The 14,457-nt window shown below is 63.8% G+C and carries 11 protein-coding genes; all 11 read right to left on the reverse strand.

What is annotated here, in order from left to right; all coding sequences use genetic code 11:
* Window positions 1–29 precede the first annotated feature (29 nt).
* The 11 genes from V2B23_RS18070 to rsmH all read right to left on the reverse strand — a co-directional run bounded on the left by V2B23_RS18070 (window position 30) and on the right by rsmH (window position 14,390).
* Window positions 30–836, reverse strand: a complete 807-nt coding sequence (locus V2B23_RS18070) for a cell division protein FtsQ/DivIB (protein ID WP_430951623.1) — start codon at window positions 834–836, stop codon at window positions 30–32.
* Window positions 833–2,341 carry a UDP-N-acetylmuramate--L-alanine ligase gene (gene murC / locus V2B23_RS18075; RefSeq protein ID WP_430951624.1) on the reverse strand — a complete coding sequence of 503 codons (1,509 nt, stop codon included), beginning with the start codon at window positions 2,339–2,341 and terminating at the stop codon, window positions 833–835. Before murC ends, V2B23_RS18070 begins: the two co-directional genes overlap by 4 nt.
* A complete protein-coding gene (gene murG, locus V2B23_RS18080) occupies window positions 2,338–3,528 on the reverse strand; it encodes an undecaprenyldiphospho-muramoylpentapeptide beta-N-acetylglucosaminyltransferase (protein WP_430951625.1) in 1,191 nt (396 codons plus the stop codon). Before murG ends, murC begins: the two co-directional genes overlap by 4 nt.
* Window positions 3,525–4,928 (reverse strand): putative lipid II flippase FtsW, encoded by a 1,404-nt coding sequence (ftsW, locus tag V2B23_RS18085; protein WP_430951626.1) that lies wholly within the window; start codon window positions 4,926–4,928, stop codon window positions 3,525–3,527. Before ftsW ends, murG begins: the two co-directional genes overlap by 4 nt.
* Window positions 4,925–6,448 (reverse strand): UDP-N-acetylmuramoyl-L-alanine--D-glutamate ligase, encoded by a 1,524-nt coding sequence (gene murD / locus V2B23_RS18090; RefSeq protein ID WP_430951950.1) that lies wholly within the window; start codon window positions 6,446–6,448, stop codon window positions 4,925–4,927. The genes ftsW and murD overlap by 4 nt, the downstream gene beginning before the upstream one ends.
* Entirely contained in the window at window positions 6,445–7,527 is a 1,083-nt protein-coding gene (mraY, locus tag V2B23_RS18095; protein WP_430951627.1) for a phospho-N-acetylmuramoyl-pentapeptide-transferase, read from the reverse strand. Before mraY ends, murD begins: the two co-directional genes overlap by 4 nt.
* The gene (locus V2B23_RS18100; RefSeq protein WP_430951628.1) at window positions 7,524–9,023 is read right to left on the reverse strand and encodes a UDP-N-acetylmuramoyl-tripeptide--D-alanyl-D-alanine ligase; all 1,500 of its coding nucleotides are present in this window, start codon (window positions 9,021–9,023) and stop codon (window positions 7,524–7,526) included. The genes mraY and V2B23_RS18100 overlap by 4 nt, the downstream gene beginning before the upstream one ends.
* Complete coding sequence (locus V2B23_RS18105) at window positions 9,020–10,651, reverse strand: UDP-N-acetylmuramoyl-L-alanyl-D-glutamate--2,6-diaminopimelate ligase (RefSeq protein ID WP_430951951.1); 1,632 nt, start codon at window positions 10,649–10,651, stop codon at window positions 9,020–9,022. The genes V2B23_RS18100 and V2B23_RS18105 overlap by 4 nt, the downstream gene beginning before the upstream one ends.
* A gap of 129 nt (window positions 10,652–10,780) precedes the next feature.
* Entirely contained in the window at window positions 10,781–12,715 is a 1,935-nt protein-coding gene (locus V2B23_RS18110; protein WP_430951629.1) for a peptidoglycan D,D-transpeptidase FtsI family protein, read from the reverse strand.
* On the reverse strand, window positions 12,712–13,380 hold the full coding sequence (locus V2B23_RS18115; RefSeq protein WP_430951630.1) for a hypothetical protein: 669 nt from the start codon (window positions 13,378–13,380) through the stop codon (window positions 12,712–12,714). The genes V2B23_RS18110 and V2B23_RS18115 overlap by 4 nt, the downstream gene beginning before the upstream one ends.
* Complete coding sequence (rsmH, locus tag V2B23_RS18120) at window positions 13,377–14,390, reverse strand: 16S rRNA (cytosine(1402)-N(4))-methyltransferase RsmH (protein ID WP_045071103.1); 1,014 nt, start codon at window positions 14,388–14,390, stop codon at window positions 13,377–13,379. The genes V2B23_RS18115 and rsmH overlap by 4 nt, the downstream gene beginning before the upstream one ends.
* Between the last annotated feature and the right edge of the window lie 67 nt (window positions 14,391–14,457).

Below are 14,457 nucleotides of genomic sequence, written 5' to 3' on the forward strand. Positions count from 1 at the left end.
GACGTGAGTTCGCACATTCCGCGCCTGAACTAACGCACCGTCGGAAGATCGGGACTCGACACGTCGTACGTCTGGCCCGGCTGCGTCAACAACGGCAGCGTGACTGCAGCCTTTCGATCCGACTTCTCGACGCCACCCCAGTTGACGACACGTCCATCGACCAACGTCATCGAGACGTCCGAAATGGACCGGGCAGCAACCTCTCCCACCTGCATCCGCAACTCCGGTGGCAATGCCGCAAGCACCTCGAGTGCAGCCAAGGTCGGCGGATCGTTCCATCCGGGTGTCGCCGTCACCAGTCGAGGCACGCCGGGCGGCGGAACGCCGATCTCGAAGTCGACGCCCTTCTCGTCCAGCAGATGGGTGCCTTCCGGCGAATCCACGAACACCAAGGGGACGCGCTCGGTAATCGTCACCCGAATGGTCGACGGATACATCCGCTGCACCCGCGCGGATGCGACCTTCGGAATAGCCGCGACTCGTGCCGCCGCCGATCCTGCATCGACACGCATCAACGGCGTGCCGGCAGGGATCGCCAGCAATTCCAGGATCTGCTCCTCGGAGACCGTCGTCGCTCCCCTGACTTCGGTACCGCGAACGGAGAGAACAGGTGACAACCACGCTGTCAGAACGAGTCCGACAACAACAACGGCCGCCAGCGGCACCATCACTACCGGCCGCTTGTACCAGGGCGATTTTGGTGTCGGCGGCGGCTTCGGCGCAGTGGCGCGGGTCGAGTAGCGCGATTCTGTGCGGGTACTTCGCGCTCTGGTGTTGGCGGTACGCCGGGCCGCCGGAGCACGACGACCGCGGCGGCTACGTGCGTCCGAACTCATCGCGTCTGCGTGCGCGAAGCCTGATGAGGAACTGCGCGCAGCGCGTCGAGGATTTGTTTGCCCAACATGGTCACGTCGCCGGCGCCCATCGTGATGACGATGTCACCGGGACCTGCCAGACCGGCTACCTGACGCGGCGCGAGCGACAGATCAGGCTGGTAGTGAACGGGTTTCGTGACAGCCTGCGCAACCAATGCCCCACTGACACCGGGCAACGGTTCTTCGCGCGCACCGTAGACGTCGAGAACGACTACCTCGTCTGCAAGGTCCAACGCTGCCGCGAACTCGTCGGCAAACGTCGCCGTGCGCGAGTACAGGTGCGGCTGGAAAACCACGATCACGCGACCGGCAGCGGAGTTCGCCACCGATGAATCATCTTGCGGTCGAACAAGATCCGCGGCTGCGCCGAGAACCGCTCGCACCTCGGTGGGATGGTGGGCGTAATCGTCGAACACACGCACACCACGCTCGCGACCGGTGAACTGGAACCGCCGGTGCACTCCCCCGAATCCGGCGAGTCCTTCGACGATCTCGTCGATCTCCGCACCGGCATCACGCGCCGCCAACAGGGCTGCCAGAGCGTTCAACGCCATGTGACGGCCGGGAACAGCCATCCGAACCGTCCGTGCGGCCTTTTCACCGGCCAGTTGGAACTGCAGGACTCCGCCTACGTCGTGTGCCCGGAAATCGAGCAGTCGCACACCCACCTCTACACCGTCAACCGGCTCGAAGGCCGCGTCGCCAGCATCGGCACTGCCGTAGCCGATAACTCGAATATCGCCCCGACCGGACGCAACGATCCGCTTGGCCAGATCCGCTGAACCCGCGTCGTCGAGGCACGCGATCAGCAGACCACCGGGAGCCAGTTTGCCCACAAAATCGTCGAAGACCTGCACGTACTTCTCGACGCTTCCGAAGTAGTCCAGGTGATCGGCTTCGATGTTGGTCACGACGATGACGTCGGGGTCGTACTGCAGAAGCGAGCCGTCACTCTCGTCCGCCTCCGCCACGAAGACGTCGCCGCTGCCGTGATGCGCATTGGTTCCGGCCTCGTTGAGTTCGCCTCCCACCGCAAACGACGGATCGAATCCACAATGCTGCAGGGCGACAACCAACATCGACGTGGTCGACGTCTTACCGTGAGTTCCCGACACGAGGAACGTGCGGTTTCCCTCCATCAACGACGCGAGAACTGCCGGCCGGAGAATCACCGGAATGCCACGACGCTCTGCTTCGACCAGTTCCGGATTGTCCTTGGGGATGGCCGCGTGCGTGGTGACGACAACCGTGGGGCCGCCGGGAAGAAGATCCAGCGCGTCGGCGTCATGGCCGATCCGGACCTGCGCTCCGCGCGCCCGCAAAGCCAAGACGCCGCGACTTTCCTTGGCATCGGATCCTGATACAAGTCCGCCGCGGGACAACAGAATTCGTGCGATGCCGGACATGCCGGCACCACCTATACCCACCATGTGTACTCGCTCGAGGTGGGCGGGCAGCGCGGTCATCGGTTTCCCCTATTTGTGTTGCGTACTGCGGTGTTGTCACGTGCTTCTGTGTTGCTGATCCGGGCAGTGTCCAGAACGATCCGCGCGATCTCGGTCGCCGCGGTCCGGTGTCCGACACCGGCAGCGGCCGCGCTCATCGCCTGCAGCCGCGGCGAATCGGTGAGCAGCGGCACCACGGTGTCGGCGATAAATGTCGGAGTCAGGTCGGCGTCGCTGACGATCACCGCACCACCTGCTGCGACAACGGGCTTTGCGTTCAACTCCTGCTCACCGTTTCCATGTGGCAACGGAACGTACACGGCCGGCAGTCCGACCGAAGACACCTCCGCGACAGTCATCGCGCCGGAGCGGCAGATCGCGGCGTCGGCCGCGGCGTACGCAAGATCCATGCGCGAGAGATACGGCACGGCAACGTACGGCGCAGCCTCCGAGAACTGCGGGGCGTCGAGCGTGTTCTTGGGCCCGTGCGCGTGCAGCACCGAGATTCCCGCGTCTGCCAATTCCCGGGCAGCGCCGGACACCGCGTCGTTGAGCGACTTCGCCCCCTGCGAACCGCCGAATACGAGCAGAACCGGACCATCGAGCGGAAGGCCGAAATACTCACGGGCCTGTGCCCGCAAACCGGCCCGGTCGAAGTTCGCGATAGACGCCCGCACCGGGATACCCACGATGTCGGCATCGCTCGCGCCGCGATTCTTCACCCCGGACCCGGGGACTGCAGCCAGGACGCGCGTTGCCAGGCGCGCACCGATCTTGTTCGCGATGCCGGCACTGGCGTTGGCCTCGTGGATGACGATGGGAATGGTGCGACGGCGGCGCAACACTCCACCGCGAGCGGCAAGATATGCGGGCAGCGCCACATAGCCACCAAAACCCACGATGACGTCGGCGTCGACCGCGTCGAGCACCTCACGTGTCTTACGCACCGACGCTCGAATGCGAAACGGGAGTTTCACCAGGTCCATCGTCGGCTTACGCGGCAACGGGACCGGCGGAATCAGTTCGAGTGTGTACCCCCTGGCGGGAACAAGTGTCGTCTCGAGCCCGCGGGCGGTTCCCAACGCGGTGACGGTGGTGTCGGGTGCCAGCGCCTTCACGGCGTCCGCAACTGCCAGAGCAGGCTCGATATGACCAGCGGTTCCTCCACCTGCCACCACTACCGACAGAGCTGAATTATTGCCGCTCACCTACGAATTCCTCGCTCTCGAACTTCATGTGCATTGTGTGTCTTGCGCGTCGGTGCCTGCCGACGTCGTCCATTCTGCCCTGCTGGGGCCCTGCGGCTCGATTCCGCACTGCCGCGAGAGCGGTTCGTTTCCGCACTGCCGCGAGAGCGGTTCGATTCCGCACTGCCGCGGGGACGGCTCGGCCTGGTCGACTGAAACGGCACCGGCATCGGTAGCCGCAGCAGCTTGGAAATCCTACCGTCCTGACCGGAGTGCAGGGCGGCGATCGCTTCCGGCTCGTGACGTGCGGCATTGGCGACGACACCGAACATGAACAGCGTGGTCGCCGTCGACGTTCCACCTGCCGACACCAGCGGCAGCTGCAGTCCGGTGACGGGCAGTAGCCCCACGACGTATCCGATGTTGATGAACGCCTGCCCGGTGATCCAGGTCGTCACCGTCGCGGTCAGGATTCGCAGGAACGGATCCGAGGACCGCGCCGCAATCCGCAGGCCGGTGTAGACGAACAGAGCAAACAGACCGATGACGGCAGCGCCGCCGACAAATCCGAGTTCCTCACCGATGATCGCGAAGATGAAATCGTTGTGCGAGTTAGGCAGGTAACTCCACTTGGCCACGCTCTGGCCGAGTCCACGTCCGAATATTCCACCGTCGGCCAACGAGTACATAGCCTGACGCGCTTGGTATCCGGTGCCCTGTGGATCTGCATCCGAATCGAAGAACGCGCGTACACGGTCGGAACGGTAACCCGCCGTCAACGCAAGAATCGCCACCGACACCACACCGGTTCCGAGAATTGCGAGGAACAGTTTGACGGGCAATCCGCCGTACCAGAGAAGCGCAAAGAGAATGATGATGAGTGACACGGTGGTGCCGAGGTCGGGTTGCAGGATGATCAAGACGAAGACCACCAGTGCAGCCGGAACCAACGGCACGAGGAGTTCCTTGATCGTGGTGATCTCGCCGCGACGCGACGCCAACACGTGCGCTCCCCAGATCGCAAACGCGATCTTGGCCAACTCGGACGGCTGCACCGACAGCGGCCCGACGACAAACCACCCGCGGGTGCCCTGCGCCTCGGTCCCGATACCCGGAATGAGAACAAGGACAAGCAGCACAACAGTGGTGACGAACACCGGGAACGACATCACGCGCATCGAACGAATCGGCAACCGCAACGCGACGTAGAACAACACGAAACCCACAGCGGCGAACATCGCCTGCTTCAGGAACATCGAGTACGCCGACTTGTTTTCGGCATAAGCCTCGACGCTCGACGCCGAGAGAACCATCACAAGTCCCAAGACCGTCAACATCACTGCGACGGTTACTACCAGATGAAATGACGCCAACGGCCGCGCAAGCCAGGCACCGATTCGGGTCTTGGGACCCTTGGTCATTCCGCGATCCCAGCCTTGTTCGCGTTTTCCGGAGGATCCGACAGTGCACCGACCGCCGCGGCAAAACTGTCGCCGCGGTGGCCGTAACTGTCGAACATGTCCAACGACGCCGCGGCGGGAGCTAGAACCACCGCGCTACCCGGCGACGCCAGCGCAGCGGCTTGATTCACCACCGTCGCCATCACCGCATCCGCGTCGGATCCCGACGGCAGCCGAATCACCTGCGTCGAAGTGCTGTGATTTTCACTCACGTGTGCATCGTCCCCCGTCATCACGCGGACTACGGGGACCTCAGGCGCGTGTCGCGTCAATGCCTGCTCGATGTCGCCTGCGTCGCGTCCGAGTAACACCGCACCGGCAAGTCGGCTGCGGACCTCGGTCACCAACTCGTCGACACTGGCCCCTTTGAGCAGACCACCGGCGACCCACACGACTCGATCGTGAGCCAGGATCGACGGACGGGCAGCATGCGGATTGGTTGCCTTGGAATCGTCGACGTACAGAACAGAGCCGACATCACCGACAACTGTGCCGCGGTGTGGTCCGACCTTGTGCGCCGTCAATCCGGCCCGCACAGCGTCGGCGTCGATTCCGACAGCGCGCGCGAGGGCCGCTGCGGCAAGCGCATCCATGACGCCGGCGGGGCCGGGCGGATCGATGTCCACAGCCTCGGCCAACTGCAGGCCGTCGCCGAATGCGTTGTCGACCAGATGGCCGTCCGACACACCCAACTCACCGTGGGCCGGAGCGCCCAACCGGAATCCCACCACGATGTCGGCCTCGGCGGCCCCGCCGAGTTCTGCGGCAATCGCGTCGTCGAGTCCGACTACGGCGACCTTGCCACTGAGAGCACGGGCCTTGGCCTCCGCGTACGCGGCCATCCCGCCGTGCCAATCGAGATGATCCTCGGCCACGTTGAGGACAACACCGGCGTCCGGGCGCACCGACGGCGCCCAGTGCAACTGGAACGACGACAGTTCGACGGCCAGGTAATCGACTCGCGGCGACGTGTCCGACAGCGCCGCCAACACCGGAAGTCCGATGTTGCCGCACGCCCGCCCTTCGAGACCCGCAGCATCGAGGATGGACGCGAGCATCGACGTAGTGGTTGTCTTGCCGTTGGTACCCGTGACCACCAGCCACTTTCGCGGTGGACCGTACAGACCGCAGTGGTCGATACGCCAGGACAGTTCGACATCGCCCCAGATAGGGATCCCGTGTCCGGCGGCGGCCGCCAGAATCGGGGCGTCCGGCCGGAACCCGGGACTCGTGACGACCAGTGCGAACCGTGTGATCACACCACGATCTTCCTCGATCGAACTGGTGGTGACGGTGGTGTCCGCACCGAGTTCGGCGCACCGATCGGCAAAATCCAGGGTGGAATCGGCGACCGTCACCGAAGCACCCAGTGCGACCAGAGGTTCGATGGTGGCCTGGCCGGATACCCGGCCGCCGGCCACCAGAACACGCTGTCCGCGCAGCCAGCTCAGGTCGTTCGCTCCAGCTTCGCTCACGGTCAGCCTCCGATAGCTGCGAGGAATTCGCTGTAGAAGAGTGCAAGCCCGATCGCCGACGCAATCGCGGCGAGCAGCCAGAATCTGATGATGACCGTGGTTTCCGCCCACCCGGCAAGTTCGAAGTGATGGTGGAACGGTGCCATCCGGAATACCCGTCGACGGCTGGACTTGAACACTGCTACCTGGATCACCACCGACGCAGCCTCAGCGACGAACAGTGCGCCGATGACAACCATCAAGAGTTCGGTGTTGGTGGTGATCGAGAGTCCGGCAAGCATGCCGCCGAGGGCCAACGAACCGGTATCACCCATGAATATCTTTGCGGGAGCGGCGTTCCACCACAGGAATCCGATACACGCACCGGCGCCGGCCGCGCAGATCAAGGCCAGATCGAGCGGGTCACGAACGTCGTAGCAACCCTTGACCGGGCTGGTTTCGCACGAGTTGCGGAACTGCCAAAACGTGATGATGACGTAGGCGCCGAGAACGAAACTCATTGCGCCCGCGGCAAGTCCGTCGAGGCCGTCGGTGAGGTTGACGGCGTTCGACCACGCACTGACCAGCAAGTAGCAGAACGCGATGAAGACGACCGAACCGAGCGACACCGTGGCGATGTCACGCACGTAGGACAGGTGGACGCTACCCGGGGTGAGACCGTCGGCGCCGCGGAACTGCAACGCGAGGATTCCGAAGGCCACTGCTGCGACAAACTGTCCGACCAGCTTTGCCGTCTTGTTCAGACCGAGGTTGCGCTGCTTTCGGATTTTGATGAAGTCGTCGAGGAAGCCGACGCCGCCGAGCGCCGTTGTCAGACCGAGAACCAGCAAACCGGACGCGGTCGGACCCTCCGCCCCGTCGATGCCCATTCCGATGAGGTGCGTTCCGAAGTACGCCGCCCAGATTCCGGCAAGGATAGCGACGCCGCCCATCGTGGGTGTGCCGCGCTTCGCCTGGTGACTGGCCGGGCCTTCGGTGCGGATCTCCTGGCCGAATCCCTGTTTTGCGAACGCCTTGATCAGAATCGGCGTGAGCATGATCGAGACCGCGAGCGCGATGCCCGCGGCCAACAGAATCTGGATCACTCCGACACCTGCTTCTGCGCCAGGACCGCCTCGGCGACCGTCCAGAGACCGATCGACTGTGAAGCCTTGACCAGCACCAGATCACCTGGCTCGAGTTCCGCTTCGAGAACCTTCAGAGCCGCGGCGGCATCGGGGACAACCATCGACTCGTCTCCCCATGAGCCCTCCATCACCGCGCCCTGGTGCATCGCGCGGGCCGGGCGACCGGTGCCGACAACAATGAGCTTCGTGACGTCGAGTCGCACGGCCAGTCGGCCGATCGCATCGTGCTCGACTACCGACTCGGGGCCGAGTTCCGCCATCTCACCGAGCACAGCCCAACTGCGGCGGCCGAAATGACGGTCAGATCTGGCCATCGACACCAACGCCTTGAGCGCTGCGCGCATCGAGTCCGGGTTGGCGTTGTAACTGTCGTTGATCACGGTGATGCCGTCACTGCGGTCGCTGACGTCCATGCGCCGGGCCGACGCCGCCTTGGTGTCTTCGAGGATGCGGGCGATCTCGGCGACCGGCACGCCGTTCTCGAGCGCAACTGCGGCGGCGGCCAGCGCGTTCCCGACCTGATGTTCACCGTGAACCGCGAGACGGATTCGCGCAGAACCCTTCTCCGAGTTCAGGGTGAAACTCGCACGAGCCTGATCGTCGACAGTCACATCCGTGGCACGCACGTGTGCACCTTCGGACTGTCCGACCATCACCACCCGCGCTGTGGTCCGCGACGCCATGGCCGCAACCATGCGATCATCTGCGTTGAGGATGGCGACGCCGCCATCTGCTGCCGACGGAAGTGCCTCGACCAGTTCACCTTTGGTGGCTGCGATCGCCTCACGGGAACCGAACTCACCGAGGTGCGCCGTACCTACGTTCAGGACGACGCCGATCTTGGGCGGAGCGATCCGTGCCAACTCCGCGATGTGCCCGAGGCCGCGGGCCGACATTTCCAATACCAGGAATTTGGTCTGCTCGTCGGCGCGAAGCGCTGTCCAGGGGTGACCGAGTTCGTTGTTGAAAGAACCGGGCGGAGCAACAACCTCGCCGGAACCACGCAGCACTGCGGCAACAAGATCCTTGGTGGACGTCTTGCCTGCCGATCCGGTGATCCCGACAACAGTGAGACCGCTCTGCTCCGACAACGTATCGACCACCGCGCGGGCCAACAACCCCAACGCGTTCAGTACTGCCGCGCCGGAACCGTCGGCGTCGTGCTCGAGTGCCATCACCGAACTCGGACCGGACGTCTGCGCAGGCGACACCACAATGGCGGGTACTCCGACGGGCCGTGCGGCGAGCACAGCCACCGCACCGGCGGCAACCGCTGCTTCGGCGTGCTCGTGACCGTCGACGCGGGCGCCTGGCAGTGCCAGGAACAGTCCACCCGGACCTATTCTGCGAGAATCGAATTCGACGGTCCCTGTCACTGTTGCCGACGGATCGTCGACGTCGTGCAGAGTTCCTCCGACGATCTCGGCAATCCGAGAGAGCGTCATCGGGATCATTTCGTGCCTCCATGCGCTGTGTCGATCGCGATCCGGTCGATCGCGTCTCCCAGCACCTCGCGGTCGTCGAACGGGTGCTTGACCCCGTCGATTTCCTGACCTGTTTCGTGGCCCTTGCCGGCCACCAGTACTACGTCGCCGGGCTGCGCCCAACGAACGGCTTGTTCGATAGCTTCCGCGCGGTCCCCGACCTCGAGCACAACCCCACGCTCGGATTCCGGAACCGCGAGAGCGCCGGCCATCACTGCTGCGCGAATCGTGGCAGGCACTTCTGTCCGGGGGTTGTCGTCGGTGACGATCAGCAGATCGCTGCCCCTCGCGCCGGCCTCACCCATCAGAGCGCGTTTGCCCGCATCGCGATCACCGCCGGCACCGACAACAACCCCGACACGTCCGGAAACCTGATTACGCAGCGTCGCGATGACAGCCTCGAGCGCTGCGGGCTTGTGCGCGTAGTCGACCACTGCGAGAAATCCTTGACCACGGTCGATACGCTGCACACGACCAGGAACATCTACCGTTCCCACTGCCGTCACCGCCGACGCCACATCGATACCGGCCTTCGCGCTCACCGTCAGGGCGAGCGCGGCGTTTGCCACGTTGTATCGACCCGGCAGTCTCAAGGACACCGGCCAGGACCGCTCATTCGGTCCGGAAAGGTCGAACAATTGGGAACCGTCGGCCGCGACCTCGACCGAACCGACCTTCCAGTCGGACTCGGCTTCCGTGGTCGCCACCGTTGTCACGTCGCCGGCGGACGCCACTTCTGCCATCCGACGCCCCCACTCGTCGTCGACGCAGACAACGGAGCTTTCTGCGTGAACTGTGGACGCCGGATCGAACAGACGGGCCTTCGCCGCGAAGTACTCTTCGAAATCTCGGTGAAAGTCCAGGTGATCCTGCGAAAGATTGGTGAACGCTCCGATGTCGAATCGGATGCCGTCGACGCGGCCGAGGGAGAGTGCGTGGCTCGACACTTCCATCACGACGGTATCGGTACCCTGCTCTGCCATCACGGCAAACAGAGCATGGAGGTGTGGAGCCTCCGGCGTGGTGAGAGCGCTCGGAACCCGCCGTCCATGGATTCTGGTCTCGATAGTGCCGACAAGACCAGGGTTTCGTCCCGCACCGACCAGCGCCGCTTCCAGCAGATACGACGTGGTGGTCTTACCTGACGTACCCGTGATGCCGATGACCTGCATCTTCTCCGAGGGTCGGCCGTAAATCTCAGCCGAGATCTCACCGAGGACATCCCGAGGCTTCGGGTGCACGAGAACCATGACCGGGCGGTCGACGCTCGGGTTCGACGAACGTATCAACGCCAATCCGTCGTCGTCGGTCAAAATCGCGGCTGCTCCACTGGCCAATGCGTCACCGGCGAACTGCGCGCCGTGCGCACGGGCACCGGGCAGTGCGGCGAACAAATCGCCGGAGACGATGTCCTGCGCACGCAGGTCCACACCGGATACGACGGTGGCGGCCTTCTCTGTACCCGACCATTCGACGTGCAGCCAGTCGAGTCGTGCTCCGGACAACTCCGCCAAGGCAGTGATCGCCGTCTCAATCGGATTCGCCGGTCGTGCGTTGACCGCTACACCCGGCTCTGACGATTGCGAACGATTCGGCACTGTCACTCGACTCCTGGCGATTGTCGTTGGTCATGGCACTCACAGATTCGAAACAACCGAAAACTGCGACGTATGAGATTACCGCGTGCAGGAACACGCCGAAGACCGCGTGGATCGTGATCCGCTCGATCAGTCCGCCTGCAGCACCAACTTACGACCCGGATCCGGGGACATCGGCACGCTGTCACGCTGCAGCATCCACGACGCGATGTTGTGGAACAACGGAGCGGCCGATTGTCCGCCGCCGCCGTCGACACCGCGAACCGGAGCATCCAGCATGATTCCGATCACGAACCGAGGATTGTCTGCCGGTGCGATGCCCGCAAACGTGATCCAGTAATTGGAGTTGGAATAGCATTTGCACGCCGGATCTATCTGCTGCGCGGTGCCGGTCTTACCGCTGACCTGATAGCCCTCTACGCCCGCAGCCACCCCCGTGCCGCGCTGATTTCCGGTGTCGTCCTGCGTGACCGAGCGGAACATGTCCCGAACTGTCGCCGCTGTTTCCGGCCTCACCACCTCGATACCGTCGGGCTGCGGCGCTTCGGTTCGCTCCCCCGACGAGTTCTCGGTGGACTTGACGATGCGCGGCGGAATACGAACGCCGTCGTTCGCAATCGCCTGGTACATCCCCGTCATCTGCAGCAATGTCATGGACAGACCCTGGCCGATCGGCAAGTTGGCAAACGTGCCACCGGACCACTGGTCGCGGCTGGGCACGATGCCTGCACTCTCGTCGGGAAGCCCGACCTCGGTGCGCTGGCCCAAACCGAACTTGTCGAGCATCTCCGCAAAGCGATCCTCGCCGACCCGCTCCGCGAGCATGAGCGTTCCGACATTGGACGACTTACCGAAGACACCGGTAGAGGTGTACGGAACCACGCCGTGGTCCCACGCGTCCTTGACCGTCGCCCCCGACATCGTGATGCTTCCCGGAACCTGCAGAACCTCGTCCGGTGTGGTCAATCCGTCCTCGACGGCCGCCGCCGCAGCGACGATTTTGTTCACGGAACCGGGCTCGAACGGGCTCGTCACCGAAAGATTGCCGGTCTCGACCGACCGCAGATTGTTTTCCAGACCGATCCCGGGGTTGAACGTGTTGTCGTTGGCCATCGCCAGAATCTGACCGGTCGCAACGTCCTGGACCACAACCGACGCGTTCTTCGCGCCCGACTTGTCATTGGCGATCTGCACCTGCTGCTGCACGAAGAACTGGAGATCGGAATCGATGGTGAGCTGAACTCCCGAGCCGTTGACTGCAGGCTGCTTGTCGCGCCAACTGCCCGGAATCACAGCGCCGTCGCTACCGCGGTCGTAGGTCTGGGAACCGTCTATACCAGCAAGGGTCGAGTCCATCGAATCCTCGAGGCCCAGGAGGCCGTGCCCGTCCCACCCGGTTGCACCGACCATATTTGCCGCGAGGGACCCACCCGGATACTCGCGAATATCCTGGCGCTCGAGGCCGACCTCACGAAAGCTGTCCGAAATCTCTGCTGCTACAGCCGGATCGACGCTTCGCGCCAGATAGACAAACGTCTCCTCGCTGTTCAACTTCGCAAGAACGTCCTTTTCCGGAGCTGCATCACCCAGCTTGGCGTGGACCCCGGCCGCGATCTCGGCCAGCCGTGTCGACACTTCGGGTGCCTGCTGATCTGGTTCCACACCCGCTTCGATGCTCTTGGCCCGGGCTTCTTCCAGTTCTTTGCGAACGACTTTCGGCTGGAACGTCAGCGCCTTGGCTTCCATCGTGAAGGCGAGCGTCGTGCCGTTTCGATCCGTGATCGATCCTCGAACCGCCGGATCGATCTGAGTGGTCGTGCGCTGATTAGCCGACTCCGCGGCGAGGCTCGGAGCGTCGACGCCTTGAATCCACAACAGCTGCAGCGCTGCAACAGCAAGCGCCCCACACATCGTCCACCGGCCTACACGCTGGCGAAACGGGAAGCTCGCAGACTTCGATCCGCGAGGACTGCGCTGCCCCGCAGGTCTACGACGTGGATCTCGCCGAGGCGCGTCGTACTGGGGATCTCGTCGGCGCGCGTCGTAGTGTGGGTCGCGATTCACCGACGGTCCTCGGTCGGAGACGGCACCACCGTCGTGGTCGGGGACGGCGGAGTGGACGTGACGGGAATCAATTGCTCACTTTGAGCCAGGTTTTGCGGGTTGAGTGGAGCCGGCGCAGTAGTCCTGACGGCTGGGGGCACTGAAGGTGTGGTGGTTGCCACCCTGGGCGGCGACGCCACGACAGGTGCGTCGAGCGGCGGCAACGGTTCGGCAGTGGCCGGCGCGGGTGTACCGACCACCTCGACGCGACCGTCCGGGTGGACAACAAGGCGGGCCGGATCCTTGGCCGGAACCATGCCGAGCGCGCTCGCCTGATTTGCAAGCTCCGGTGCGGAGTTACGCGACTGGAAATCGCGTTCGAGGGCAGCCTTCTGCTCCACCAAGGACTGATTGAACGCACGGGCATCGCTGAGTTGATACGAGTCCTCAGCGGACCGGGTCGTCAGGAGCAACGTCACGGCAAGACCGATCGAGAACAGTCCGATGATGGAGACTACAAACGGAATTCGTGCCTTGAACTCGCCGCCTCGAGAGATAGCGGTGCCGCTGGCACCGACCCCGCCGTGCCCGAGGGCCCGAGCCGTTCGCTTTTCGTAGGCACGCTGCGCCGCACCCGAACGGCGCTTACGTGCAGATTCTTCCCCGGTGGTGCTCTGCTTCGTCATGCCCGCCTCCTGGCAATGCGTTCAGCGGCACGCAAGCGCACCGGAGCTGCTCGTGGGTTCTCCTCGATTTCCTGCTCCGAAGCTCGCTCTGCGCCCCGGGTGAGGATCTTGAACTCCGGCCCCATGCCGGGTAGCTCGACCGGTAGCCCCTCGGGGCTGGTCGACTTGGAGCGAGGGACCAACTCTGCCTTGACAACTCGATCCTCGAGCGACTGGTACGACATGAAGACAACTCGGCCACCAACTGCGAGGGCATCCAGGCCTGCCGGTACTGCGGCACGCAAGGAATCCAATTCGGCGTTGACCTCGATCCGCAGAGCTTGGAACGTGCGCTTGGCCGGATGCCCGCCGGTGCGACGAGTGGCCGCGGGAATGGTCCGATACAACAACTCGACCAGAGCGGCGCTGGTGGTGAACGGCTCCTTCTCGCGCTGCCGAAGTATCTCGGACGCAATCTTTCCCGCAAATCGCTCTTCGCCGTACGTACTCAGAATTCGGGCGAGATCGCCGTGGCTGTAAGTATTGAGAACCTCGGCGGCGGTGAGGCCGACGGTCTGGTCCATCCGCATGTCCAATGGCGCATCGATCGAATACGCAAAACCACGATCGGCTTCATCCAACTGCATCGAGGAAACACCGAGGTCGAAGAGAATCGCATGAACCGACTCCGTCGTCGGCAGGCCCGCCTGTTCGAGCGCATCTTCGATGCCGTCATAGGTGGTGTGCACGAACGTCGTTCGATCGGCGAACGGAGCAAGACGCTCCGACGCGATAGCCAGCGCATTGGTGTCGCGATCGAGACCGATGAGGTGCAGTCCCGGATACTTTCCGAGGAAGAACTCGGAATGCCCACCCAGGCCGAGTGTCGCGTCGATCATGACAGCGCCGGCGCCGCCGTCACCGACCGCAGTGATAGCGGGACCGAGGAGATCATCTGCGCGGTGCAGAAGAACAGGAACGTGCGCGAAGCCGTCGGTGTCCGAGGGTTCGTTCACCTCGCGATCAACCATGTGTGCTCCGGCTCCTACTTTCATGATTCCGATGAAGAATGACTGCTCGAACGGGCGAATGCTCCGA

It is taken from the genome of Rhodococcus sp. 24CO, assembly GCF_050586165.1.
Lineage (GTDB): Bacteria > Actinomycetota > Actinomycetes > Mycobacteriales > Mycobacteriaceae > Rhodococcus_F.